Source organism: Falsiroseomonas sp. (assembly GCF_051859025.1).
Taxonomy (GTDB): domain Bacteria; phylum Pseudomonadota; class Alphaproteobacteria; order Acetobacterales; family Acetobacteraceae; genus Falsiroseomonas.
On the sequence record NZ_JBHYGL010000012.1, the window covers coordinates 75,823 to 98,067 of the forward strand.

The 22,245-nt window shown below is 71.2% G+C and carries 26 protein-coding genes; 15 read left to right on the top strand and 11 right to left on the bottom strand.

Going from position 1 to position 22,245, the window contains the following annotated elements:
* Genes ACTIE5_RS12415 through ACTIE5_RS12435 form a run of 5 tightly spaced genes read left to right on the top strand, consistent with a single transcriptional unit; the run spans position 1 to position 3,983 of the window.
* Complete coding sequence (locus ACTIE5_RS12415; RefSeq protein WP_439550017.1) at positions 1–1,791, top strand: IlvD/Edd family dehydratase; 1,791 nt, start codon at positions 1–3, stop codon at positions 1,789–1,791.
* Between the two features lie 25 nt (positions 1,792–1,816).
* The gene (locus tag ACTIE5_RS12420) at positions 1,817–2,566 is read left to right on the top strand and encodes an SDR family oxidoreductase (protein ID WP_439550018.1); all 750 of its coding nucleotides are present in this window, start codon (positions 1,817–1,819) and stop codon (positions 2,564–2,566) included.
* Positions 2,567–2,607: 41 nt separating this feature from the next.
* On the top strand, positions 2,608–3,453 hold the full coding sequence (locus ACTIE5_RS12425; RefSeq protein WP_439550019.1) for a fumarylacetoacetate hydrolase family protein: 846 nt from the start codon (positions 2,608–2,610) through the stop codon (positions 3,451–3,453).
* A gap of 16 nt (positions 3,454–3,469) precedes the next feature.
* On the top strand, positions 3,470–3,661 hold the full coding sequence (locus ACTIE5_RS12430; RefSeq protein WP_439550020.1) for a hypothetical protein: 192 nt from the start codon (positions 3,470–3,472) through the stop codon (positions 3,659–3,661).
* 4 nt (positions 3,662–3,665) lie between these two features.
* The gene (locus ACTIE5_RS12435) at positions 3,666–3,983 is read left to right on the top strand and encodes a YdhR family protein (RefSeq protein ID WP_439550021.1); all 318 of its coding nucleotides are present in this window, start codon (positions 3,666–3,668) and stop codon (positions 3,981–3,983) included.
* Here ACTIE5_RS12435 and ACTIE5_RS12440 read toward each other — a convergent pair.
* From ACTIE5_RS12440 to ACTIE5_RS12460, 5 genes are all read right to left on the bottom strand, one after another.
* Positions 3,980–4,108 carry a hypothetical protein gene (locus tag ACTIE5_RS12440; RefSeq protein ID WP_439550022.1) on the bottom strand — a complete coding sequence of 43 codons (129 nt, stop codon included), beginning with the start codon at positions 4,106–4,108 and terminating at the stop codon, positions 3,980–3,982. The genes ACTIE5_RS12435 and ACTIE5_RS12440 overlap by 4 nt on opposite strands.
* Positions 4,109–4,302: 194 nt before the next feature.
* The gene (locus ACTIE5_RS12445; protein ID WP_439550023.1) at positions 4,303–4,464 is read right to left on the bottom strand and encodes a hypothetical protein; all 162 of its coding nucleotides are present in this window, start codon (positions 4,462–4,464) and stop codon (positions 4,303–4,305) included.
* Between the two features lie 286 nt (positions 4,465–4,750).
* Positions 4,751–6,286: a UxaA family hydrolase gene (locus ACTIE5_RS12450; protein ID WP_439550024.1), complete on the bottom strand. Its 1,536-nt coding sequence runs from the start codon at positions 6,284–6,286 to the stop codon at positions 4,751–4,753.
* Positions 6,287–6,346: 60 nt separating this feature from the next.
* The gene (locus ACTIE5_RS12455; RefSeq protein ID WP_439550025.1) at positions 6,347–9,793 is read right to left on the bottom strand and encodes an AAA family ATPase; all 3,447 of its coding nucleotides are present in this window, start codon (positions 9,791–9,793) and stop codon (positions 6,347–6,349) included.
* Positions 9,790–11,016 (bottom strand): metallophosphoesterase family protein, encoded by a 1,227-nt coding sequence (locus ACTIE5_RS12460; protein ID WP_439550026.1) that lies wholly within the window; start codon positions 11,014–11,016, stop codon positions 9,790–9,792. The genes ACTIE5_RS12455 and ACTIE5_RS12460 overlap by 4 nt, the downstream gene beginning before the upstream one ends.
* A gap of 100 nt (positions 11,017–11,116) precedes the next feature.
* Here ACTIE5_RS12460 and ACTIE5_RS12465 point away from each other — a divergent pair, with 100 nt between their 5' ends.
* Together ACTIE5_RS12465 and ACTIE5_RS12470 are read left to right on the top strand one after the other, a co-directional pair.
* A complete protein-coding gene (locus ACTIE5_RS12465) occupies positions 11,117–11,737 on the top strand; it encodes a hypothetical protein (protein WP_439550027.1) in 621 nt (206 codons plus the stop codon).
* Between the two features lie 39 nt (positions 11,738–11,776).
* Complete coding sequence (locus tag ACTIE5_RS12470; protein WP_439550028.1) at positions 11,777–12,031, top strand: DUF3297 family protein; 255 nt, start codon at positions 11,777–11,779, stop codon at positions 12,029–12,031.
* Here ACTIE5_RS12470 and ACTIE5_RS12475 read toward each other — a convergent pair.
* Both ACTIE5_RS12475 and ACTIE5_RS12480 read right to left on the bottom strand, forming a co-directional pair.
* On the bottom strand, positions 12,015–13,130 hold the full coding sequence (locus ACTIE5_RS12475; RefSeq protein WP_439550029.1) for a hypothetical protein: 1,116 nt from the start codon (positions 13,128–13,130) through the stop codon (positions 12,015–12,017). The genes ACTIE5_RS12470 and ACTIE5_RS12475 overlap by 17 nt on opposite strands.
* Positions 13,130–13,684 (bottom strand): hypothetical protein, encoded by a 555-nt coding sequence (locus ACTIE5_RS12480; protein WP_439550030.1) that lies wholly within the window; start codon positions 13,682–13,684, stop codon positions 13,130–13,132. The genes ACTIE5_RS12475 and ACTIE5_RS12480 overlap by 1 nt, the downstream gene beginning before the upstream one ends.
* 43 nt (positions 13,685–13,727) lie before the next feature.
* On the opposite strand from ACTIE5_RS12480, the gene ACTIE5_RS12485 reads away from it, so the two are divergent.
* From ACTIE5_RS12485 to ACTIE5_RS12495, 3 genes are read left to right on the top strand one after another with little or no spacing between them, the layout of a single operon-like run.
* The gene (locus tag ACTIE5_RS12485; RefSeq protein ID WP_439550031.1) at positions 13,728–14,228 is read left to right on the top strand and encodes a YcgN family cysteine cluster protein; all 501 of its coding nucleotides are present in this window, start codon (positions 13,728–13,730) and stop codon (positions 14,226–14,228) included.
* A 19-nt stretch (positions 14,229–14,247) separates the two neighbouring features.
* Positions 14,248–15,186 (top strand): dihydrodipicolinate synthase family protein, encoded by a 939-nt coding sequence (locus tag ACTIE5_RS12490; RefSeq protein WP_439550032.1) that lies wholly within the window; start codon positions 14,248–14,250, stop codon positions 15,184–15,186.
* Positions 15,183–15,497 carry a cupin domain-containing protein gene (locus ACTIE5_RS12495; RefSeq protein ID WP_439550033.1) on the top strand — a complete coding sequence of 105 codons (315 nt, stop codon included), beginning with the start codon at positions 15,183–15,185 and terminating at the stop codon, positions 15,495–15,497. Before ACTIE5_RS12490 ends, ACTIE5_RS12495 begins: the two co-directional genes overlap by 4 nt.
* Here the strand turns inward: ACTIE5_RS12495 and ACTIE5_RS12500 are convergent.
* Positions 15,485–16,369, bottom strand: coding sequence for a DMT family transporter (locus ACTIE5_RS12500; protein ID WP_439550034.1), 885 nt, complete (start codon positions 16,367–16,369; stop codon positions 15,485–15,487). The two genes, ACTIE5_RS12495 and ACTIE5_RS12500, sit on opposite strands and share 13 nt — an antisense overlap.
* Positions 16,370–16,444: 75 nt before the next feature.
* On the opposite strand from ACTIE5_RS12500, the gene ACTIE5_RS12505 reads away from it, so the two are divergent.
* The 3 genes from ACTIE5_RS12505 to ACTIE5_RS12515 are packed head-to-tail and all read left to right on the top strand — an operon-like array spanning position 16,445 to position 18,344.
* The gene (locus ACTIE5_RS12505; RefSeq protein ID WP_439550035.1) at positions 16,445–17,167 is read left to right on the top strand and encodes a M48 family metallopeptidase; all 723 of its coding nucleotides are present in this window, start codon (positions 16,445–16,447) and stop codon (positions 17,165–17,167) included.
* A gap of 41 nt (positions 17,168–17,208) precedes the next feature.
* Positions 17,209–17,967: an SDR family NAD(P)-dependent oxidoreductase gene (locus ACTIE5_RS12510; protein WP_439550036.1), complete on the top strand. Its 759-nt coding sequence runs from the start codon at positions 17,209–17,211 to the stop codon at positions 17,965–17,967.
* Positions 17,968–17,969: 2 nt separating this feature from the next.
* Positions 17,970–18,344, top strand: coding sequence for a hypothetical protein (locus ACTIE5_RS12515; RefSeq protein WP_439550037.1), 375 nt, complete (start codon positions 17,970–17,972; stop codon positions 18,342–18,344).
* Positions 18,345–18,351: 7 nt separating this feature from the next.
* On the opposite strand, the gene ACTIE5_RS12520 is transcribed toward ACTIE5_RS12515, so the two are convergent.
* Both ACTIE5_RS12520 and ACTIE5_RS12525 read right to left on the bottom strand, forming a co-directional pair.
* Positions 18,352–19,242, bottom strand: a complete 891-nt coding sequence (locus tag ACTIE5_RS12520; protein ID WP_439550038.1) for a site-specific tyrosine recombinase XerD — start codon at positions 19,240–19,242, stop codon at positions 18,352–18,354.
* A 10-nt stretch (positions 19,243–19,252) separates the two neighbouring features.
* Positions 19,253–19,399, bottom strand: coding sequence for a hypothetical protein (locus ACTIE5_RS12525; protein ID WP_439550039.1), 147 nt, complete (start codon positions 19,397–19,399; stop codon positions 19,253–19,255).
* 31 nt (positions 19,400–19,430) lie between these two features.
* On the opposite strand from ACTIE5_RS12525, the gene aroB reads away from it, so the two are divergent.
* Together aroB and ACTIE5_RS12535 are read left to right on the top strand one after the other, a co-directional pair.
* A complete protein-coding gene (gene aroB, locus ACTIE5_RS12530; RefSeq protein ID WP_439550388.1) occupies positions 19,431–21,194 on the top strand; it encodes a 3-dehydroquinate synthase in 1,764 nt (587 codons plus the stop codon).
* A 90-nt stretch (positions 21,195–21,284) separates the two neighbouring features.
* Complete coding sequence (locus tag ACTIE5_RS12535; RefSeq protein WP_439550040.1) at positions 21,285–21,863, top strand: DUF2889 domain-containing protein; 579 nt, start codon at positions 21,285–21,287, stop codon at positions 21,861–21,863.
* A gap of 1 nt (position 21,864) precedes the next feature.
* Here ACTIE5_RS12535 and ACTIE5_RS12540 read toward each other — a convergent pair whose 3' ends face one another.
* Positions 21,865–22,161: a BolA family protein gene (locus ACTIE5_RS12540; RefSeq protein ID WP_439550041.1), complete on the bottom strand. Its 297-nt coding sequence runs from the start codon at positions 22,159–22,161 to the stop codon at positions 21,865–21,867.
* Between the last annotated feature and the right edge of the window lie 84 nt (positions 22,162–22,245).

Sequence of the window (22,245 nt, forward strand, 5' to 3'; positions counted from 1 at the left end):
ATGGACGATCACGACCAGACCAAGAAGCCGTTCAAGCTGCGCAGCCAGCGCTGGTTCGACGATCCCCAGGACCCGGGGATGACCTCCCTCTACATCGAGCGGCAGCTGAATTTCGGCATGACGCGGGCCGAATTGCAGTCCGGTCGCCCGATGATCGGCATCGCGCAGACGGGGTCCGACATCTCCCCCTGCAACCGCCACCACATCGCACTGGCGGAACGCGTGAAGGCCGGCATCCGGGACGCCGGTGGCGTGCCCCTGGAATTCCCGGTCCACCCCATCCAGGAAACGCTGAAGCGCCCCACGGCTTCGCTGGACCGGAACCTGCAATACCTGTCGCTGGTGGAAATCCTGCATGGCTATCCCATCGACGGCGTCGTGCTGACGACGGGCTGCGACAAGACCACCCCCGCCATGCTGATGGGCGCGGCCACCATGAACATCCCGGCCGTGGCGCTGCCGGGCGGGCCGATGCTGGATGGCTGGTGGCATGGTCGCCTGGCCGGTTCCGGCACCATCGTCTGGGAAGCGCGCAAGCGCCTGGCCGCCGGCGAGATCGACTATGAGGGTTTCATTGAAATGGTGGCGGCGTCCTCCACCTCGGTCGGGCATTGCTCGACCATGGGGACGGCGCTGTCGATGAACTCGCTGGCCGAGGCTGTCGGCATGACGCTGACGGGGAGTGCCGCCATCCCCGGCCCGTACCGCCAGCGCGCGCAGATGGCCTACATGACCGGCGTGCGCGCGGTGGACATGGTGCGCGAGAATCTCCGCCCCTCCGACGTCATGACGAAGAAGGCGTTCGAGAATGCGGTGATGGTGGCCTCCGCCATCGGCGCGTCCTCCAACTGCCCCATCCACATGATCGCCATCGCCCGCCACATGGGCGTGGAGCATGATTTGGCCGACTGGCAGCGCGCCGGCGCCGCCGTGCCGCTGCTGGTGGATTGCCAGCCCGCCGGGCGCTTCCTGGGCGAGGCCTTCTACCGCGCCGGCGGCGTGCCGGCCGTGATGAAGGAACTGCTGAACGCCGGCATCCTGCATGGCGATGTCATGACCGTCACCGGCAAGACCGTCGCCGAGAACCTGGAAGGCGTCGGCGAACCCGACCGCGAGGTGATCCGCAGCTTCGGCAAGCCGATGAAGGAGCACGCCGGCTTCATCGTGCTGACGGGCAATCTGTTCGACAGCGCCGTGATGAAGATCAGCGTCATCGACAAGGCCTTCCGCGAGCGCTTCCTGTCCGAGACCCCCGACGTCTTCGAAGGCAAGGTGGCGGTGTTCGAGGGGCCGGAGGACTACCACGCCCGGATCGAGGACCCCTCGCTCGGCATCGACGACAAGACGGTGCTCGTGGTCCGCAATTGCGGCGCCGTGGGCTACCCGGGTGCGGCGGAGGTCGTGAACATGCAGCCGCCGGCCGCCCTGATCAAACAGGGCATCATGGCGCTGCCGACCATGGGTGACGGGCGGCAATCCGGCACCTCCGGCAGCCCGTCGATCCTCAACGTCACGCCGGAAGCGGCGGTGGGCGGGGGGCTCGCGCTGCTGAAGCATGGCGACCCCATCCGCATCGACCTGAAGACCCGCCGCGTGGATGTGCTGATCCCGGCCGAGGAGATGGAAGCCCGCCGCGCCGCCTGGAAGGCGCCGGACCTGCTGCACAAGACGCCGTGGGAGGAGATCTACCGCTCCATGGTCGGCCAGCTCGGCACCGGCGGCTGCCTGGAACCGGCGACGCTGTTCCTCAACATCCTCGAAACACGCGGCGAATCACGCCACAACCACTGATGGCACGGGCTGGGGATTAACGGACATGGCTGGACGGCTCTCGGGAAAACGCTGCCTGGTGACGGCGGCGGCGCAGGGGATCGGGCGCGCCACCGCGCTCGCCTTCGCCGCGGAAGGCGCGATGGTGGTCGCGACGGACAAGGACGCGGCCAAGCTCGCGGACCTCAAGGCGCCGGGGCTGACGACCCGCGCGCTCGATGTGCTCGACCCCGCCGCCATCACCGATGCGGTGGCGGCGATGGGGGAGGTCGACATCCTCTTCAACTGCGCGGGCTTCGTGCATCAGAACACGGTGCTGACCGCGACCGATGAGGAATGGGATTTCGCCTTCGACCTCAATGTCCGGTCGATGTGGCGGATGGTGAAGGCGGTGCTGCCGGGGATGCTGGCGCGAAGCCGCGGCACCATCGTCAACATGTCTTCGGCCTGCTCGTCGATCAAAGGGGCGCCGAACCGGTTCCTCTATGGCACCACCAAGGCCGCGGTGATCGGGCTGACCAAGTCGGTGGCGACGGAGTACGTGACCCAGGGCATCCGCTGCAACGCGATCTGCCCCGGCACGGTGGATACGCCGAGCCTCGGTGACCGCATCGCCGCCAATGCCGCGGTGGCCGGCAGCGTGGAGGCCGCGCGCGCGGCCTTCGTGGCCCGCCAGGCCATGGGCAGGCTGGCGACGGCGGAGGAGATGGCGGCGCTGGCCACCTACCTCGCCAGCGACGAAAGCGCCTTCGTGACCGGCCAGGCCATCGTCATCGATGGCGGCTGGACCCTGTAGCCTCTTCGCGCCCCCGCAACTTTCTTCTATAGGCGTCCCCCATGAAGCTCCTCCGCTACGGCCCCATGGGCCAGGAAAAACCCGGCCTGCTCGATGCCTCGGGCACCATCCGCGACCTGTCGGGCGTGATCCCGGACCTGGCGGGGGATGCGCTCTCCCCCGCCGGTCTCTCGAAGCTGGCCGCGCTGGACCCGGCCAGCCTGCCGGCGGTTTCCGGCAGCCCGCGCCTCGGCCCGCCGGTCTCCGGCATGAAGAACTTCGTCTGCATCGGGCTGAACTACGCCGACCATGCGGCGGAGACGGGGGCCGCCATCCCGAAGGAGCCGATCGTCTTCCTGAAGTCCCTCGGCGCGCTCTGCGGTCCGAATGACGACGTGATGATCCCGAAGAACTCCGTGAAGACGGATTGGGAGGTCGAACTCGCCATCATCATCGGCAGCACCGCCAAGTGCGTGTCGGAAGATGAGGCGATGAACCATGTCGCCGGCTATGCCGTCTGCAACGACGTCTCCGAGCGCGAATGGCAGATCGAGCGCGGCGGGTCCTGGGACAAGGGCAAGGGCTGCGACACCTTCGGCCCCCTTGGCCCCTGGCTGGTGACGAAGGACGAAGTGGCCGATCCGCAGGATCTGGCGATGACGCTGGATGTGGACGGCGTCCGCATGCAGGACGGGTCCACCCGGACCATGATCTTCGGCGTCCGGCACCTCGTGCACTACGTCTCCCACTTCATCACGCTGCATCCCGGCGATGTCATCTCCACCGGCACGCCGCCCGGCGTGGGGCTCGGCAAGAAGCCGCCGATGTTCCTGAAGGCGGGGCAGACGATGAAGCTGTCCATCCAGGGCCTGGGCGAGCAGACCCAGCGCACCATCGCCTACAGCTGACAGGGGAATTGAGAGCATGGCCGACAACAGCGAGAACGGGCGTTACCAGGTCGTCGCCTGCCCGGTGGGCACGGGGATGTTCGTCGTCCTGGTGGACAGCGTGAATGGCCGTTCCTGGAAGCTGAGCTTCGAGGCGAACAACGTCTCCGGCTGGCGGCCGATGAAGTTCCTCGACCTCAACGCGCCGGCAGCGCCGCCGGCACCCTGATCCCATGGCTGACGGCCCGGTCGTCATCTTCGTCGACTTCGCCAACCACGACTTCAGCGCCGAACGAACGGCGGCGCTGAAGCCGATGGCGGAGGAGATCGGCCGGGCTCCCGGCTTCCTGTGGAAGATCTGGACCGAGGACCGTGCGGCCGGCCGCGCCGGCGGCGTCTACCTGTTCGAAAGCCGCGCCCTGGCGGAAACCTATGTCGAGGCGCACCGGGTGCGCCTCGCGAAGCGCGGCGTGCAGGAGATGGTCGCGGAATACCGCACCATCAACGCGACGCTGAGTGCCATCAACGGCGCGCCGGTGCCGCCGGGCTAGAACTTCGCCGGCCAGGGCTTCTGCCCGCGTTCCTCCGCCAGTTCCTTGAGGAGCTGGAGCATCTCCCGCTTCTCCGGCGTGCGGCGACGCCCGGAATTCATCATCGCCTCCGCGGGCGGGATCACGACGCCCTCGGCCAGCTTCTGCAGGATCTACGCCCGGCGTTCGGCGGGGGTGATTCGGTTCATGGCGTCTCCCCTTCCATGGGGCCGGGGTGGGTTAGAGCGGCAAAATCAGGCTCGCCGCCCGTATCCTGCACAATGCGGCGTTTCACGTAGATTTCGTCAAGGCTGAGTGCAAGCGACATCAGGGCGCGAAGCTACTCCGCCATGTCGCGATCCCGCCGGTCCGATGCCTCCCACTGGCCGTAGCGATCGATGATGATCTCCTCGATCGGGGCCATCATCACCTCCCCGGACGGCATGCCGATCAGGCGGATGCGCGTGCGGTCCCCGAGCCCGTCATAGTAGCGGGAGGACACGCAATCGACGGCAATCGGGATGTCTGGGTGGAAGTAGCCGCCCAGGCGCCGGCCCGGCCGATCCTCCCGCCGGAAACCAACGGCGTGCAGCGCCTTGTCCAGCGCCCATCATCCGCCGAAACCAGCTCGAGCTCCCCGGAAGTGATGGCGCCGAGTGTGTCGAACTCCACTACCGCGCCGCCTACCAGGATGGGCGGGGAACGGCCCTCGGCCAGCATCAGGGCGGAGGCCTTCGCCAGCAGGTCAAGCGCCGCGAGGAATTCCGGCCTGTAGCGGCCTGCCGCGCTCACATGGTCGCACCCAGTGTCCAGGGCGCGAACTCGGCCCCCCCGAAGTCGTACGCCTCGCTCATCGTCCGCTCCCCGCTCGCCACCCGCAGGATCAGCTCGAAGATGCGCTGGCCGCATTCCGCGACGCTCTCCTCCCCCGTGACGATGCCGCCGCAATTGATGTCCATGTCTTCCGACATGCGCTCATACATCGCGGAGTTGGTCGCGAGCTTGATGGAGGGTGCCGGCTTGCAGCCGAAGACGCTCCCGCGCCCGGTGGTGAAGCAGACCAGGTTGGCACCCCCCGCCACCTGGCCCGTTGCCGCCACCGGGTCGTAGCCCGGCGTGTCCATGAAGACGAAGCCCTTCGCGGTCACTGGCTCCGCATAGCGATAGACTTCAACCAGGTTGGTGCTGCCCGCCTTGGCCATGGCGCCGAGCGACTTCTCCAGGATGGTCGTCAGCCCGCCCGCCTTGTTCCCGGGCGAGGGGTTGGCGTTCATCTCGGCGCCCTCGCGCTCCGTGTATTCCTCCCACCAGCGCATCAGGCCGACCAGCTTCTCCCCCACTTCGCGCGACACGGCGCGGCGCGTCAGCAGGTGCTCGGCGCCATAGGTCTCCGGCGTCTCGGACAGGATCACCGTGCCGCCATGGCGCACCAGCAGGTCCGATGCCACGCCCAGCGCGGGGTTGGCCGTGATGCCGGAATAGCCGTCCGATCCCCCGCATTGCAGGGCGATGGTCAGTTCGCTGGCGGGGATCGTCTCCCGCACCGCCTGGTTGGCCTCGGCCAGGACTTCGCGGACGAAGGCGATGCCGGCTTCCACGGTCTTCCGCGTGCCGCCCATCTCCTGGATGTCCATGTTCCGCAACCGGCCGGCCAGGCGCTGTTCCTCCAGCATCGGGCCGAGCTGGTTGACCTCGCAGCCCAGGCCGATGGCGATGACGTGGCTGAAATTCACGTGCCGCGCGAAGCCGGCGAGTGTCCGGCGCAGCAGCTTCAGCGGCTCCCCCATCGTCATGCCGCAGCCCGTCTTGTGGGTCAGCGCCACCACCCCGTCCACATTGGGGAAATCGGCCAGCGGGTCCGTGCCGGTGAACGGGTTCTTCTTGAAGGCATCCGCGATCAGCTCCGCCACATGGGCGGAGCAGTTCACGCTGGTCACGATGCCGATGTAGTTCCGCGTCGCCGCCCGCCCATCCGCGCGGCGGAAGCCCTGGAAGGTGGCGGCGGGGGTGATCAGCGCCGTCGGCTTCGCATCCACGCCCCAGCCGTAATCCTTGGCGAAGTCGCCCATGGCGCAGTTATGGGTGTGCACCCAATCCCCGGGCTGGATCACCTCCGTCGCGAAGCCGATGATCTGGCCGTAGCGCCGGATCGCATCCCCCACGGCATGGGCGCGCACCGCCACCTTGTGGCCGGGTGGGACCCGCCGGTCCCGCACCGCGACGCCTTCCATCACCGGCGTGCCGGGGGGCAGGCCGATGCGGGCGATCAGGACGGTATCATCGTCGCCGAGGCGGATGACGGGGGGCAGGGTGCGAGCGTCCATGGCAGCGTTCCTCTTTGGCGCCAGCTTACGCCAGCGGGGCCGGACGCCAAGCGTCCCGTGTCACGCCGCCGGCCGCATCCCTTCCGGTGATGGCAATTCCCGCACCACCACCCCAGGCAGCCGCGCGGCCAGCGCCGCCAGATGCGCGTGGTGGGTGAACAGGATGGCCTGGGTCGTGGCGCCCAGCCCCGCCAGCAGCGCCAAGCCCGCGCTGGCCCGGCGGTCATCGAAGGTGGCCAGCAGATCGTCCGCGATGAAGGGCAGGGGCTCCGCCCGCGCGGCCTGGGCTTCCACCGCCGCGACGCGCAGCGCCAGGAACAGCTGGTCCCGGGTGCCCTCGCTCAGCCCGTCCACCGGGCATTCGCTGCCATCGCCGCGCCGGGCACGGATCAGGGTCCGGCGCGCCTCATCCTCATCCACCGTCAGGCCGGCGTAGCGGCCTTCCGTCAGCTGGGCGAAATGCGCGCTGGCCGCGCGCAGCAGCGGGCCCTGGCTTTCCTGCCGGATGCGCTCGATCCCCGCCTGGAGCAGCGTGCGCGCCACATGCAGCCGGGCGTAGCGTTCCGCGGCGTGCTGCGCCTCCGCCAAATGGTGCCTGGCCTCCTGCGCATGGGCCGCCGCGTCCCGCCCCGCTTCCAGGGCGGCGCGGCGGCTTTCCGCCTCCTGCCGCGCGGCGCCCGATGCCGTCAGCCGGTCGCGCAGCGCCGCTTGCTCCGCCTCGATGGCCGCGATCCGCGCCGCTGCCTGGTCGGGGTCCACCGCCTCGGCCTCCGCCCGCAGCGCCTCCTCGGGCTGCCCGTCGCCCTGGCGCAGCAACTCTGCCTCCAGCCCCACGACGGAGGCAGCCAGCGCATCCCGCGCGGCGGCGCGGCGGATCGCCTCCTCCAGCGCCGGGATCTCCTCCGTGCCCGCCTGGTCGCCGAGGTCCCGCAGCGCCGCCCCTGCCGCCTCCTGCCGCGCCAGCGCCTTCGTCACCGCTTCATCCCGTTCGGCGATGCGCTTGCCGAGTGCCGCCACGCTGCCCGCTGCCAGCCGCGCTTCCGCCAGGCGTCGTGCCAGCCGGGCGGCGAGGATCGATGTGGCTTCCGCTGCCTCCCCCGCCGCCGCGCCCAGCGCCGCCGCTTCCTGCCCGAAGGCGGAGAGGGCCGCCTGCATGGCCGCGACGCGCGCCTCATCGTTCCGCCAGGCCCGCGCGGCCTCCGCGATCCGGGTCCAGGCGCCGAGTGCCGCCTCCACCGCCTCCGCCCCCGAACCCTCGGGCAGGGAGAGCGCCTGCGCGGCGGCGCCCCATTCGGGCTCGAACCCCGCCAAATCGGCCGTCGCGGCGCGCAGCCGTGATTGCGCCTCCGTCACCTGGTCCCCGGCCTGGGACAGCCGGTCCGACAGGCGCCGATGCGCCTGCGCCGCCGCCTCCGCCTGTTCCATCGCATCGAGTGACAGCGCCAGCAGCGCGGAGAGGGAGGCATCCGGCGCGGCGCCCGGCAGCAGGGGCCGCAGCGCGGCGCGGGCCTGGTCGCGGCGTTCGGCCAGCCCGTCCCGGCGCGCCAGGGCCTCGGCCCGCAGCGCCGCCAGGCGCAACACCTCCTCCCGCGCCCGTCGCCATTCCGCCATGGCGGCGGGGGTGTCGGGGGTGATGCCGGCGGGGGACCACAGCGCGGCCCAGGCGGCCTGCGCGGCCGTGGCCTCCGTGCCGGCGGCCTCGATCGCCGCGGCGGCTTCCGCCTGGCGGCCGCGCAGCAGCGCCAGGCGGGCCTGCTTGGCCGCGTAATCGTTCACGCGTTGTGCGTCGTCGGCGCGGGCATCGGCCAGGCGGTCAGCCTCGTCGCGCAGGGTTTCGTAGCGTGGCGCTTCATCGGCGGCGCCGTCGCGGAATTCCACCCAGGCCGCGTCGCGGCGCGCACGGGCGGCGGCGATCACGTCCCGCGTCGGCACCACCTCGCCCCTCGCCAGATGCTCCACCGCCTCCTCCAGCGCCGCCACCTCCGCCGCCAGGGCGGTGGCGGCGCGGCGCGCGGCGTCCAGCGCCTCCGCGGTGGATTGCAGCCGCGCGCTCGCGGCTTCCGCCATCGGCCGCAGTGGCAGCGGGCAGGCGGCGAGGGCGGCGGCATCGCCGGACCACAGCGGCAGCGCGGCCAGCGCGGCGCTTGCCTGGGCTGTGGCCGCTGCCAGCGCGCGCTCCGCCGCCAGCCATTCCTGTTCCACCTTGCCCTCGGCCTGAGCGGCCTCGATCGCGCGCTTCAGCGGCCCGGCGGTGGGCGGCGCCGGTGCTGCGGCCAACTGCGCCGCCACCAGGTCCCGCCGGCGCGTCGCCTCCCGCAGCGCATCCTCCGCGCTGCGCAGCGCGGTGGCGTATTCGGTGCGGCGGCGGATCAACTTCTGCGCGCGGTCCCGCGCGGCGGGGGAGGGCAGGGCATCGCGCAGGGCTTCCGGCGGCGCTTCGCTGCCGATCGTCCCCGCGGCCTCCGCCACCGCGGCGCGATACCCCGCCACTTGGCGCAGCACGCCAGGCAGGTCGCGTTCGGCCTCCGTCATCGCCACCCGCTGCGCGGCCAGGGCATCGATCCGGTCCTGCAGGGCCAGCACCGCGGCATCGGGCGCGATGGCGTCGCGTTCCGCCCGCAGGCGCGCGCCCTCCGCCGCTTCCCGCCGCGCATCCTCCGCCCCCTGGCGCAGCGCGTCCTGGCCGGCGGCCAGGCGGGTGGCGGCATCGGCGGGCAGGCGGGGGGCATCGGCGACCAGGGCCAGGTCCTGCCGCTGCCGGGCGAGGGGCGCCAGGATCGGCAGCACGCGCCGCAGCCGTTGCAGCCGCGCGGCCTCCGCCGCCAGGGCGGCGGCGGCTGTCGTGTCGGCCTCGATCCGCGCGCGGATATTGGCCAGCGCCGCCTCCGCCTCCGCCCATTCGCGCGGGCGGATGGCGGCTTCCTCGGCCTGGCGGCGGGCCTCGTTCCAGGCCTCGGTGGCGACGGACAGCGCGCGGCGGCCGCGGCCATCGCCATGCAGGGCCTTGGCTTCGTCATCGAGGCGCTTGAGCGCGTTGCGGAGATGCGGCAGGCCCATGCCGGCCAGCAGGCTCTCCCCGGCCTCCCCGCCGCTGCCCAGCAGCGCTTCCGCGCCCCGACGGAGCGTGGCGCTGTCCAGGCCATGGGCGGTCTCGAACAGCTTGCGGTCGGCGCCGCCCATCAGGCGCAGCAGCGCTTCCTCCGGCGCCGCCGTGCCATCGGAATCCAGCAGCGTGTCGCGCCGTCCCTTGCGGCGGATGAAGGCGCCGCGCCGCCCGTCCCGCGCCGCCACGGTGAAGCCGATGCGCAGCGCCGTGCCCTGGTGAAGGAAGGCGAAGGGGGACCGTTCGGGGAAGCCGAACAGCGCATCGCCGATCGCCGACAGCGCGGTGGATTTGCCCGCCTCGTTGGCGCCCAGCACCACGGTCAGCGCCGCATCCGCCGGGAAGTCGATCCGCACATCGGATAAATGTCCGTAGCGCAGCAGGTCGAGCGTGAGGAGCCTCATCCCCGTTCCTCCGCCGTGATGGCGGCTTCCGCCACCTGCCAGGCTTCCTCCAGCAATCGGCCAAGCCCTTCCTCATCGGCCGGCACGTCCAGCGCGTCCCGCCCCGGCGGCGGCACCTTGGCGCGCAGCGCCGCCATTTCCGCCAGCAGCGCCTGCACCCGGGTGGGGTCGGACAGCCCCGCCGCGAAGGCGGCGCGCAGCGGGTCGAGCATCCCCTCCGCCCGGCTTTTCGGCGCCGAGGTCCGCACCCGCACCGCCTCCACCCACAAGCGCCCGCCCGCCGCGATGGCGGCACCGCGGCATTCCGCGGCCAGGCGTTCGCCATCGCTCGCCAGCGCGGCGTGCAGGTCGGTTTCCCCCCGCAGAACCAGGCGGGCCAGCACGGGCAGGTCATCGGCCGCGGCGATCGCTTCCTGCACCGCATCGCCGATCCGCCCGGTCAGCGTGACGATGTCGGCGCCTTCCGCATCCACGTCGAGCAGCGCCCAGCGCAGCGTGTCGAGGTTGCGGTGCTCCACCGCCACCACGCGCCCATCCTCCACCGTCACCAGGCTGCATCCCTTGGCGCCGGTCTCCCTGATGTGGCGGCCCTGGGTGTTGCCGGGGAAGACGATCCAGGGGCGTTCATGCAGCACCCGCCGCGCATGGATGTGGCCGAGCGCCCAGTAGTCATAGCCCTTCAGCCGCAACTGCCCGGGTTCGCAGGGGGCATAGGTCTCGTGCTCCCCGGCATCCTGGGCGGAGGTGTGCAGCACGCCGATGTTGAGGCGCCCGCGGAGGGGTTCGCAGTAGCCCGCGGAAATATCCTCCGGCACCGCGCGGTTCGGGAAGGAATGGCCGTGCAGTGCCACGCCGAGCTCCGCCACATCATGCGTCTGGCAGGTGCGCGTGGAGAATTCGCGGACATTGCCGGGCAGGCGGAGGTCCTTGGTGATGATCGACTTCGCGTCGTGATTGCCGCGCAGCAGGAAACACGGGCGCGGCGCCAGGCGCTTCATCTGCTCGGCGAAGAACAGCCCGGTGGAGAAATCCTTCCAGTCCCCGTCATAGAGATCGCCGGCGATGACGATGAAGGCCACGTCCTCCGCGATCGCCAGGTCGACCAGGGCGATGAAGGCGCGGCGCGTGCTGTCGCGCAGCAGGCCGGCGGGCAGGTCCTGCCGTGCGTGCAGGCCGGCGAGCGGCGAGTCGAGGTGGATATCGGCCGCGTGCAGGAATTTCATGCCGGCCCCGTTACGGTGGATTTTCTTGTGTTTTCATCGCGCGGCTTGGCGGCTGGTGCAACCCCGCTATCAAGGGCCGGCATCGGCACGGGAGCTCCGCATGATTTCGAAGGTGAAGGAGGCGCGCGCCTGGGTCCGCCTGCCATCTGGCCGGCGGCTGGATTTGCTGGCGCCCACCCCCTTCGACTGGACGGATGAGGATCTGGCCACCGGCCTGGCGCGCACCTTCCGCTGGGGCGGGCATTCGGTGTGGCCCGGCGCGCCGCTTTCCGTCGCACAGCATTCGCTGGCCGTGCTGGCGCTGCGCCGGGCCGCGAAACCCGCGCCGACCCGCGCGGAGGCCAGGCGCGAATTGCTGCATGACGCGGAGGAGGGGCTGACCAATTTCGACTGCATCTCCCCCCTCAAGCCCTTCCTCGGCCCCGGTTTTCATGAGTTGCAGGAGCGTCTGTCGGCGGTGATCGCCACCCGCTACGCCCTGCCGGCCTGGGAGCCCGAGCAGAAGAAGCTCCACAAGAAGCTCGACATCACGATGGCGGCGGCGGAGGCGGTGCATGTCGCGGGCTGGTCGGTGGCGGAGGTGCGCGACACGCTTGGCATCCGCGCCGCCGTGATGGCAACGGACCCCCTGGCCGCGATCCATGGCGGCGATCCCTGGCGCCCCTGGCCGCCCGAACTGGCGGCCGAACGCTTCCTGGCCGAACTCCGCCGCGTGGCCTGAGCCCTTGGCATCAGGCGCCCGCGGGGTTAGTGGGGCGGCATGACCGATACCCTGCCCGACCGCCTCTCCGTCGATCCGCGCAGCCCCTTCTACCAGGAGGCGCTGCTGGCCCGCGGCGTCGGCATCAAGTTCAACGGTGCCGAGAAGACCAATGTCGAGGAATACTGCGTCAGCGAAGGCTGGGTGCGGGTATCCGTCGGCAAGGCCGTGGACCGTCGCGGCATGCCGCTGACCCTCAAGCTCAAGGGCACCGTCGAGCCCTATTTCCGCGACGCCCCTACCCCGGAAGCCTGACGCAGCGATCCGCGGGCGCCGGCCGGCAGGCCGCGTCCCGCAGCGCCCGCAGGCGGGAGGCATCGAGGGGATGGGTCGGCGCCAGCCACCCGCCCTCGTCATTCTCGTTCCAGGCATAGATCAGCGCCGTGCGCGGGGCCTGCGTCGCCGCGAAGGCGATGGCGCGCCGCAAATGCGCCGTCAGTTCCGCCGGCGTCGGCGGTGCGTAGAACCTTTCCATGCCCTCTCCGGGCCGTTGCCAGGCTTCCCACGGCACGGGGTTCTGCACCCTCGGCCGCCGGTCCCAGCCCGTCATCGCCGTCGGCACCACGGGCAGGCCGAGTGCCGCCTGCGCCGCCCAGCCGCGTTCCGCCACCTGCGCCAGCGCCGCATAGGGTGCCGCCCGCGCCCCGGCCTGCCAGGCATAGGCGGAGACGCCATCCAGGCCGAGCAGCCTCACCCAGCGCCGCGCCTGGTCGGGCACCGGCGTCATCAGCACGATGAAGGGATCCCCCGCGCCCGCCGCGCGCGCCCGCTGGCGGAAGCCGTCCACCGCCGCGCGCAGCCCCGCGATCCCGCCCCAGGCCTCGACGATCAACTCATCCGAGAGGAAGCCCAGGAAATACAGCGGCCTCCCGGCCACGCGCTGGCAGTCGGGGTCCGCCAGCAGGGCGGGATGGGTGGACAGCGCCTCCCCGGGCGCATCGCGCCGCCCCCAGCGCACGGCCTCGCAGACCAGGGCGAACTTCACGCGGTGGCGTCGCGCGCTGGCGCGATACAGCTGGAATCCCGCGCTCATCGACGCGGCTTCGGGGTAGCTGACGAAGGCCCAGTAATCGATCCCGGCTTCCGCGGCCCAGTCGATCTGCCGGTCCATCACCGCCTGGTCCGGCGGCGGCATCCGCACCGGCCCGCCATCCTCCGGCACCTCCGCGAAGAAGGGCGCGCGGTGGCGCCAGGCGGGCGGGCTCAGCGCGCGTTCCACCGCCATGGTCGGCACGGAACCCGGCGCATACCAGGCATCCCAGCGGATGGCACCGATGGCAACCGGCCGCGCCTGCGCCTGGGCCGGCATCGCGAGGCCCCCCAGCCCCGCCAGCAGCGCGCGGCGGGCCAGCATCAGTCGCGCCAGGGCCAGAGCGGCCAGAAGCGCAGCCGCGCGCCCCACATCGCCCGCCACAGCGGCGGGACCAGGATCCAGCCCAGGCCGAGGATCCCGATCGCCTCCACCAGCAGGTCCCAGTGGGAGCCCTGCACCACGCTCCGCACCGGGGCGCGCGGGTCGTAGCGGATCGATATCCGGGCACCGAGCGACGGCCAGTGCCGGAGCGATGCGTTCTCCGCCTCCACCACCGCGCCGTCGCGCGTTTCGAAGCGCAGCGTGAACAGCGGAACGGGCAGCCAGGCGGGCAGATCCTCGTCCCGCGTGACCGGCTCTCCATTCGCCTTGCGCAGCGGCACGACGGTCGCGACCGTGGTTTCGGTGCCCTGCCAGATCGTCACCTTCTCCGCCAGGCTGGACGCCAGCATCAGCAGACAGGCCAGCAGCGCCAGCGCGAAGCGCTTGCGGAAATGGGGCGGCGGCCAGGTGGCCCCGCCTCCGGGCCGGGCCGTCCAGGGATTGGGCGCCGTCATCGCAGGGGAGACCTGCCCGCGCCGGGCGGCTGCCGTCAAGCAGCGGCCTTGCCAGCGCGACCATTCGGGCTAGGGTGCCCCGATGGCGGCCACCGATCCCTTCTGGCGCAGGAAGACCCTCGGCGCGATGACGCGCCCGGAATGGGAAAGCCTGTGCGATGGCTGCGGCCGCTGCTGCCTGCACAAGTTGCGGGACGGGGAGACGGAAGAACTCCTCTGGACTCATGTCGCCTGCCGCCTGCTGGACAGCCAGTCCTGCCAGTGCAGCGACTACGCGAACCGCAAGGCCCGTGTGCCTGACTGCGTGAAGCTGACGCCGGCCAAGGTGGCGACGATCGACTGGCTGCCGCCGACCTGTGCCTATCGCCTGCTGGCGGAAGGCCGCGACCTGCCCTGGTGGCACCCCCTCGTCTCCGGCGATCCGGAGACGGTGCACAAGGCCGGGGTTTCCGTCCGCGGCCGCGCGCTCGCGGAACGGGAGGCCGGCGCGCTGGAAGACCACATCGTCGCCTGGCCGGGCCGCGTGCCCAAGGCGGCGCGGCCGATTCCGCCACTTCGAGGCGGATCGGATACCGAACTTTGAAGGGAAGGACCCGGATATCATGAAGGACGCGCTTTTCGGCGGCATCAACGCCGCCGCCCTGACGGCGATGAACCCCGACCTCTCGCCGGACCTCGATACCTATGCCGCGCATTGCAAGTGGCTGCTGGCCAATGGCTGCAACGGCCTCGGCATCCTCGGCACCACCGGCGAGGCCAACAGCTTCGGCTTCGATGAGCGCAAGATGATCCTGGAAGGCATCGTGGCCCGCGGCGTGCCCGCGACGCGCCTGATGCCGGGCACCGGCTGCGCCTCGCTCATGGATACCGTCGAACTGACCAAGCATGCGAAGGCGCAGGGCTGCCGCGGCGTGCTGGTGCTGCCGCCCTTCTACTACAAGGCGCCGACGGATGACGGGCTCTTCGCCTATTTCTCCGAGGTCGTGAACCGCGTCGGCGGCGGCATCGCCCTCTATCTCTATCACTTCCCGCAGCAATCGGCGGTGCCCTTCAGCCTCGACCTGATCGGCCGCCTGCTGAAGGCCTTCCCGGGTGTCATCAAGGGCGTGAAGGATTCGTCGGGCGACTACGCCAACATGAAGGCGATGATCGACCACTTCGCGAAGGACGGGTTCGAGGTCTATTCGGGCGCCGACAATTTCGTGCAGAAGATCCTGGCCGAGGGCGGCGCCGGCTGCATCACCGCCGCCGCCAACGTCAACGCCCGCTTCGGCCAGATCGTCTACCAGAAGCGCACGGGCGCCGAGGCTGATGCGGCGCAGGCCGTGCTGGACGCGACCCGCAAGGCCGCGACGGCCGTGGCGCTGATCCCCGGCCTGCGTGAGATCATCGCCCGCAGCACCGGCCATGATGGCTGGCGCACCATCCGCCCGCCGCACCTGCCGCTCGCCGGCGATGAAGGTCAGAAGGCATGGGATGCGATGCAGGCCGCCGGCGCGCTGCCGCTGGCGGGCATGGGCATGAAGGCCGCGGCTGAATGAGCACGCCGCTCACCTGCCGCGCGCCGGCCACCGGCACGGTGCAGATCGACGACGACAAGGTGAAGGTCACGCGCTGGGATTTCGATCCCGGCGCGGAGACCGGCTGGCACCGCCACGGCATGTCCTATGTGGTCACGCCCGTCACCGACGGCACGCTGCTGCTGGAACTGCCGGGCGGCCAGACGATGACGGCGGAACTCAAGGCCGGCGTCAGCTACGCCCGCGCCTTCGGCACCGAGCACAACGTGGTCAATGCCGGCACCGCGAAGCTGTCCTTCGTCGAGGTCGAGCTGAAGGCCTATGCCGGCTGACGCTTCGTGAGCGTCACCAGCGCCAGCCCTGAGAAGATGAGCGCCGCGGCCGGCAGGGTCAGCCAGCCCGGCACCTCGTCGAACAGCAGGAAGCCGTAGATCAGGCCGGCCAGCGTGATGAGGTAGGAGACCTGGCTGGTCACCATGCCCCCCGCGCTGACCAGCAGGCGGAAATAGATCAGGTAGGCCACCGCCGTGATCACGCCCTGCACCAGCAGCAGCATCGCGATGCCCGCGCTCGGCGGCGGACCCAGATGGCCGAGGGCCAGCGCCATCAGCAGCACCGATCCCGACGCACCCACCAGCGTCCCCGCCGCCTGCGCCAGTGGCGAGCTTCCCGGCACGGCGAGCTTCACCGACAGCAGGTTGGACAGCGCGTAGCAGACCGGCGTCAGCACCATCAGCGCCGCCCAGGGCAGCAGCGCGGGATCGGGCAGCGCGGCGCCCGGCGCCATCGCCAGCCCGACGCCCGCCACGCAAAGCGCCGCGCCCAGCATGATGCGCGGCGTCGCGCGCTCTATCCCCGCCATGGCGAAGAACAGCGTGCTGAGCAGCCCCGACAGCGGCACCAGCAGCGCGAACAATCCGGCCGGCGCGCGGCTCAGCCCCGTGAAGGCGAAGAGGTTCGCGCAGGCCAGCCCGATGAAGCCGCCGCTGACGTAATGCACCCAATGCGGCCGGGTCCATCGCGGCATGTCGCGACTGCGCGCGCAGACCGCCAGCAGCGTGATGGCGCTGATCACCGCCGCGATGGTGGCGACGCCGAGTGGCTTCATCCCTTGCGCCATCGCGAGTTTCGCCATCGCCGGTGTCAGCCCCCAGATGGCGCCGAGGGCGAGGAGCGCGAGCGCGATGGAAAGGCGTTGGGGCATGCCCGTCAACACAGTAGTGCAGCGAAGTATGTCAAGCGGTTGAATCGCGAAGGCCCTTCGCGCCATGGTGGTTCGATGCTCCCCGAATCGGAATTGATCACGCTGCCCGCCGCGAAGGGCCACCTGGCGCTGCCTGCCCGTTGCCTGGTGCGCTGGCAGGCTTCCACCCGCGCGCGCCGCGTCTCCATGCGCATCTGCCCGAAGCATGGCGCCGTCGTCGTCATCCTGCCGCCGGGCAAGGGCCGCCGCGCCGGCCTGGCGCTGCTGCGGGAACACGGCGACTGGGTGATGGAACGCCTGGCCGCCCTGGCCCCGGCCGTGCCGTTCGAGGCCGATGCCACGGTGCTGCTGGGCGGCGCGCCGCATCGCATCCGCCATGATCCCGCGGCGCTGGGCGGCGCCTTCCTCGATGGTCACAGCATCATCGTCGCCGGCGATCCCGCCTTCCTGCGCCGCCGCGTCGGCGACTTCATGCGGGCGGAGGCAAGGCGGCGCATCCGCAGCCTCATCGGCCCGCATGCCGCGGCACTCGGCGTCAAGCCGCGCGCGCTGCGGCTGAAGGACACGCGCAGCCGCTGGGGCAGCTGCGCGCCGGATGGCACGCTCGCCTTCTCCTGGCGCCTGGTGATGGCCCCGGAATGGGTGCTGGACTACGTCGTGGCGCATGAGGTCGCGCATCTGAAGGAACTCAACCACTCCGCCCGCTTCTGGGCGCATGTCTCGCGCCTCACGCCCAATCGCGACGATGCGGTTGAATGGCTGCGGCAGGAGGGGCCGGCGCTCTTGCGCGTCGGCTGAAACCGGGGCGACATCGGTCGCCGCAACGACAGGGAACGGCCATGACCGAGCGCACCATCCTCGTCACCGGCGCGACCGCGGGCTTCGGCCTGGCCATCGCCCGCCGCTTCGCCGCCGATGGCTGGCGCATCATCGCGACCGGCCGGCGCGGCGATCGCCTGGCCTCGCTGGTGGAGGAACTGGGGCCCACACGCTGCCATTCCGTGCCGCTGGATGTGCGGGACCGGAAGGCCGTGCTGGCGGAAATCGAGGCGCTGCCCGGCAGCTTCCGGACGATCGACGTGGTGGTGAACAATGCCGGCCTGGCCGCGGGGCTCGACCTCGCGCAGGGCGCCGACCTCGATGACTGGGACGCGATGGTCGACACCAACTGCAAGGGGCTGATGTATGTGACGCGCGCCGTGCTGCCGGGGATGGTGGCGCGGGATCGCGGGCACATCGTCAATATCGGCTCCACCGCCGGCGAATGGCCCTATCCCGGCGGCAACGTCTATGGCGCCACCAAGGCCTTCGTCCGCCAGTTCAGCCACAACCTCCGCGCCGATCTCTTCGGCACGCAGATCCGCGTGACGGAGATCGAGCCCGGCCTGGTGGGCGGCACGGAATTCAGCGCCGTGCGCTTCAAGGGCGATGCCGCCAAGGCCGCCGCCCCCTATGCGGGCACGGATCCGCTGACGCCGGAGGATATCGCGGATGCCGTCCACTGGTCCGTCTCCCGCCCCGCCCGCGTCAACATCAACACGATGCAGCTGATGCCGGTGGCGCAGAGTTTCGGGCCGCTCCGCGTCCACAAGGGCTGAGGGTGACCGAACAGGGATCCCGCGCGCTGCGGCGTGTGGTGCGCGGCTTCACGGCCGCCACCATCGCCGCCATGGCCGCCGGCATCTGGCTGTCGATCGCGACGACGGATTGGATGTGGTTCGCGCGATCGGGCGCCATCATCACCGCACTCGGCCTGGTGCTGGCCAGCCGGAAGGTGCTGATTGCGCGGGCCGATTTGATGGCGCTGCTGCAGGACATGGAGCGCGTGGACGGCGCGGAACGCACCGTGCGGCTGGAAAGCTTCAAGCGCCTGCAACGCGACCTCGACCGCCAGATCATGGAAAAGGCGGGCTTCGCGCTGCTGATCTTGGGCACGCTGATCTGGGGCTTCGGGGACCTGATCGGGCGGCTGTGAGGCTCCCTCACGCCAGCGGGTGGTGTTCCTCCACCAGGCGCTTCAGCCTTTCCTCCAGCACCTTGGTGTAGATCTGCGTCGTCGCGATATCCGCGTGGCCCAGCAGGATCTGCAGGCTTCGGAGGTCGGCGCCGTTCCCCAGCAGGTGGGAGGCGAAGCTGTGGCGCAGCACATGCGGGCTGACCCTGTCCTGGTCCAGCCCCGCCGCGATCGCCGCATCCTTCAGGATCAGCCCGACATTCTGCCGCGTGATGTGCCCACCCGCGGCGCGGGAGGGAAACAGCCAGCGCGAAGGCTTCGCGCCCTTCGGCAGTTCCTTCATCGTCGCCAGCGCCGCTTCCCGCGCGCGGGCGGAAATCGGCACCAGCCTTTCCTTGTTGCCCTTGCCCGTCACCGCCACCAGCGGCTGGCCCGGCCGCAGCGCATTGGCGGGGAGTGCGATCAATTCGCTGACGCGCAGCCCGCTGCTGTAGAGAAGTTCCACCAGCGCCACGGCCAGGTATCCCCGCGCGCCGGGCAGCCCCGCGGCACCCTCCAGCAGCGCCGTCACATCGGCCTCGCTCAGCGCCTTGGGCAGGCTGGCGGGCAGGCGGGGGCCTTCCAGCAATTCGGTCGGGTCATCCGCCCGCACCCCCTCCCGCGCCAGGAAGCGGAAATATTGTCGCAGGGCGGAAAGCCGGCGCGCCGCCGTCCGCGCCGCCAAGCCGGCGTCCGACATGCCGCGGCGGTAGGACCTCAGCACCTCCACCCCCGCTTCCGCCGGCGCGACGCCCTGCTGCCGGCAATGCACGCCGAAATCCTCAAGGTCCGCCGCATAGGCGCTGATGGTGTTGCGCGCCGCGCCGCGTTCCGCGGCCAGCATCTCCAGGAACGCTTCCGCGTGCCGGTCCCAGGCCATCCGAGGCGGCTCAGCGTGTGCCGAAGCGCTCCGCCGGCACGGTCCGCTCCACCGGCTGCGGCGTCACGGTGGGCGGGAAGGCGCCGACCGCCAGCAGCCCGAGCACGACCACCCCGACCAGCAGCACGACCAGCAGCAGAAGGGGGTGGCGGAACATCGGAAGGGCGGATCCTCGCGCGGGCTTGGCTGTGCTAGCCTCGCGCATCGTGTCACGCAACACCGCCCTTTCGGCCTGGCCGTCCCTGGATGCCAGCGCCCCCCCGGCCCCCGCCGCGCCCTTCGGTGCGGAGGATGCCGTGCGCGCCGACCCCCATCCCGCCGCCGCTCGCAGCATTGTGCTGGTCGGCATGCCCGGGGCCGGCAAATCCTCCATCGGCCGCCGCCTGGCCACGAAGCTGGGCCTGCCCTTCATCGATGCGGATACCGAGATCGAGGCCGCCGCCGGCCTGCCGATCACCGAGATCTTCACGCGATACGGGGAGCCGCATTTCAGGGATGGCGAACGCCGCGTCATCGCGCGCCTGCTGGCCGGGCCGCCTTTGGTGCTGGCCACCGGCGGCGGCGCCTTTTCCGATGCCCGCACGCGGGCGGCGGTCGCTTCCTCCGGCGCCGTCGCGGTCTGGCTGCGCTGCACCATCGCCACCCTGCTCCGCCGCGTCGCGGGCCGCGAACACCGGCCCCTCTTCCTCAACAAGGACCCGCGTGAGGTGCTGGAGCGCCTGATGACGGCGCGCCACCCCACCTTTGCCGAGGCCCCCGTGATCGTGGACTGCACCGACGAACCGCCCGAGACGACGACCCGCCGGGTGATGGAGGCGCTGGCCGCCCATCGCGACCCCTCCCGCCTGCCGGTGCGGCTCGGCGACCGGGCCTATGACATATTGGTGGGTGAGGGCCTGGTGGCCCGCGCCGGGGCGCTGATCGCCCCCGTCCTGCCGGCGCGGCGCGTCGTCGTCATCACTGACGAAACCGTCGCCGCGCTGCATTTGCCCACCCTGACCGCGGGGCTGGCGGAGGCCGGGATCACCATCGTCTCCGCCATCACCGTCCCGCCCGGGGAGGCCAGCAAATCCTTCGGCCAACTGCAATGCGTGCTGGAAGCGGCACTGGCCGCCGGAGCGGATCGCCGCACCGCGGTGGTGGCGCTGGGCGGTGGCGTGGTGGGGGACCTCGCGGGCTTCGCGGCCGCGGTGGCGCTGCGCGGGCTGACCTTCATCCAGATACCCACCACCCTGCTGGCGCAGGTCGACAGCTCGGTGGGCGGCAAGACGGGCATCAACCTCTCGCTCGGCAAGAATCTGGTCGGCGCCTTCCACCAGCCCCGCCTGGTGCTGGCCGATACCGGCGTGCTGGGCACCCTGCCGCCCCGCGAACTCCGCGCGGGCTACGCGGAAGTGGCGAAGCACGGGCTGCTGCAGGGCGAACTCTGGGCATGGTGCGAGGCCGAGGGCGCCCGCGCCGTGGCCGGGGACCCCGCGGCGCTGGCCCATGCCGTGATGGAATCCTGCCGGCTGAAATCCGCCGTCGTCGCGGCGGATGAACGGGAGGAGAGTGAGGAAGGCGGCCGCGCGCTGCTCAACCTCGGCCACACCTTCGGCCACGCGCTGGAAGCGGAATGCGGCTATGGCGGCGAATTGCTGCACGGGGAGGGCGTGGCCGTCGGCCTCGGCCTCGCCGCCGCGCTCTCCGCGCGCCTCGGCCATTGCAGCCAGGAACTGCCGGGGCGGGTGATCTCCCACCTACAGGAAGTCGGGCTGCCGGCGCGGATCGGCGACCTGAAGCGCAAATTCTCGGCGGAGGCGCTGATGGGGCGCATGCGCAAGGACAAGAAGGCGCGGGAAGGGGCCATGCGCTTCATCCTGCTGCGCGCGCCGGGCGACTGCTTCACTACGAGCGAGGTGCCGCCGCTCGCGGTGCAGACGCTGCTGCGGGATGAGGGGTGCGGGGAGTAGGCGGCGTCCCGCTATTCCCACCCCGGCATTCCCGCCCCGTCCCCCAGCCGCTAGGGTCATCCCGCACCGCACCATCGCCGGGGGACCCCCATGCCGCTGTCCGCGCCCGAAACCGATCGTCGCCTCATCCACACCCGAACGATCGAGATGCAGGGTTTCGCGCGCGCGGACGGCCTCTACGACATCGAAGCCCATCTGGTGGACACCAAGACCTACCCCTTCGAGAACATGGACCGCGGCGCCATCCCCGCCGGGGAGCCCCTGCACGGCATGTGGCTGCGCCTAGTGGTGGGGGAGGACATGGTGATCCGCGCCTGCGAAGCCTCCACCGACTTCGCCCCCTACGCCGTCTGCCCCGGCGCCGCACCCAATTTTTCCGCACTTGCCGGCGTTTCCATCGGCGTCGGCTTCAATCGCGCGGTGAAGGACAGGGTGGGCGGGAGCGTCGGCTGCACCCACCTTCGCGAATTGCTGGCGCAGATGGCGACGGTCGCGTTCCAGACCATCGGCCCGCTGAAATGGCGCAAGGCGCGGGAGGAAGCGGCGCGCCTGAAGGAGGCGGGCCTGCCCGCCCCTGGCCCCATCCGCAAGCTGCCGATCGGCTCCTGCCTCGCCTACGCGCCGGACAGCCCGGTGGTGGCGCGGCACCAGGCGGCGATGGAGGAGTAGGCTAGCTTCGCGCCGCTTCCTCTGGCGTCAGCAGCCGGAGCGAGAGGGCGTGCAGACCGGCCTCGAACTCCGGCGCCAGCGCGGCATGCACGGCGCGGGACCGCGCGACGCGGTTCTGGCCTGTGAAGGCGTCGGCCACGATGCGCAGCGTGTAATGCGTCTCCCCCCCCGGCCGCGCCCCGGCATGGCCGGCGTGAAGGGCGCTGTCGTCCTGGACGGTGATGTCGGTGGGGGCGAAGGCGCTGCGGATCGCGGCCTCGATCCGGGCGGCGCGGTTCGGCTCGTTCATGGCTTGCATGTGGTGCTTCCTGCCGCCGCGGAAAGCCCCGCGCAAGGCATGTCCGCCCTGCCTTGCGCGCCCCGGATGCCGCGACCATAAGTC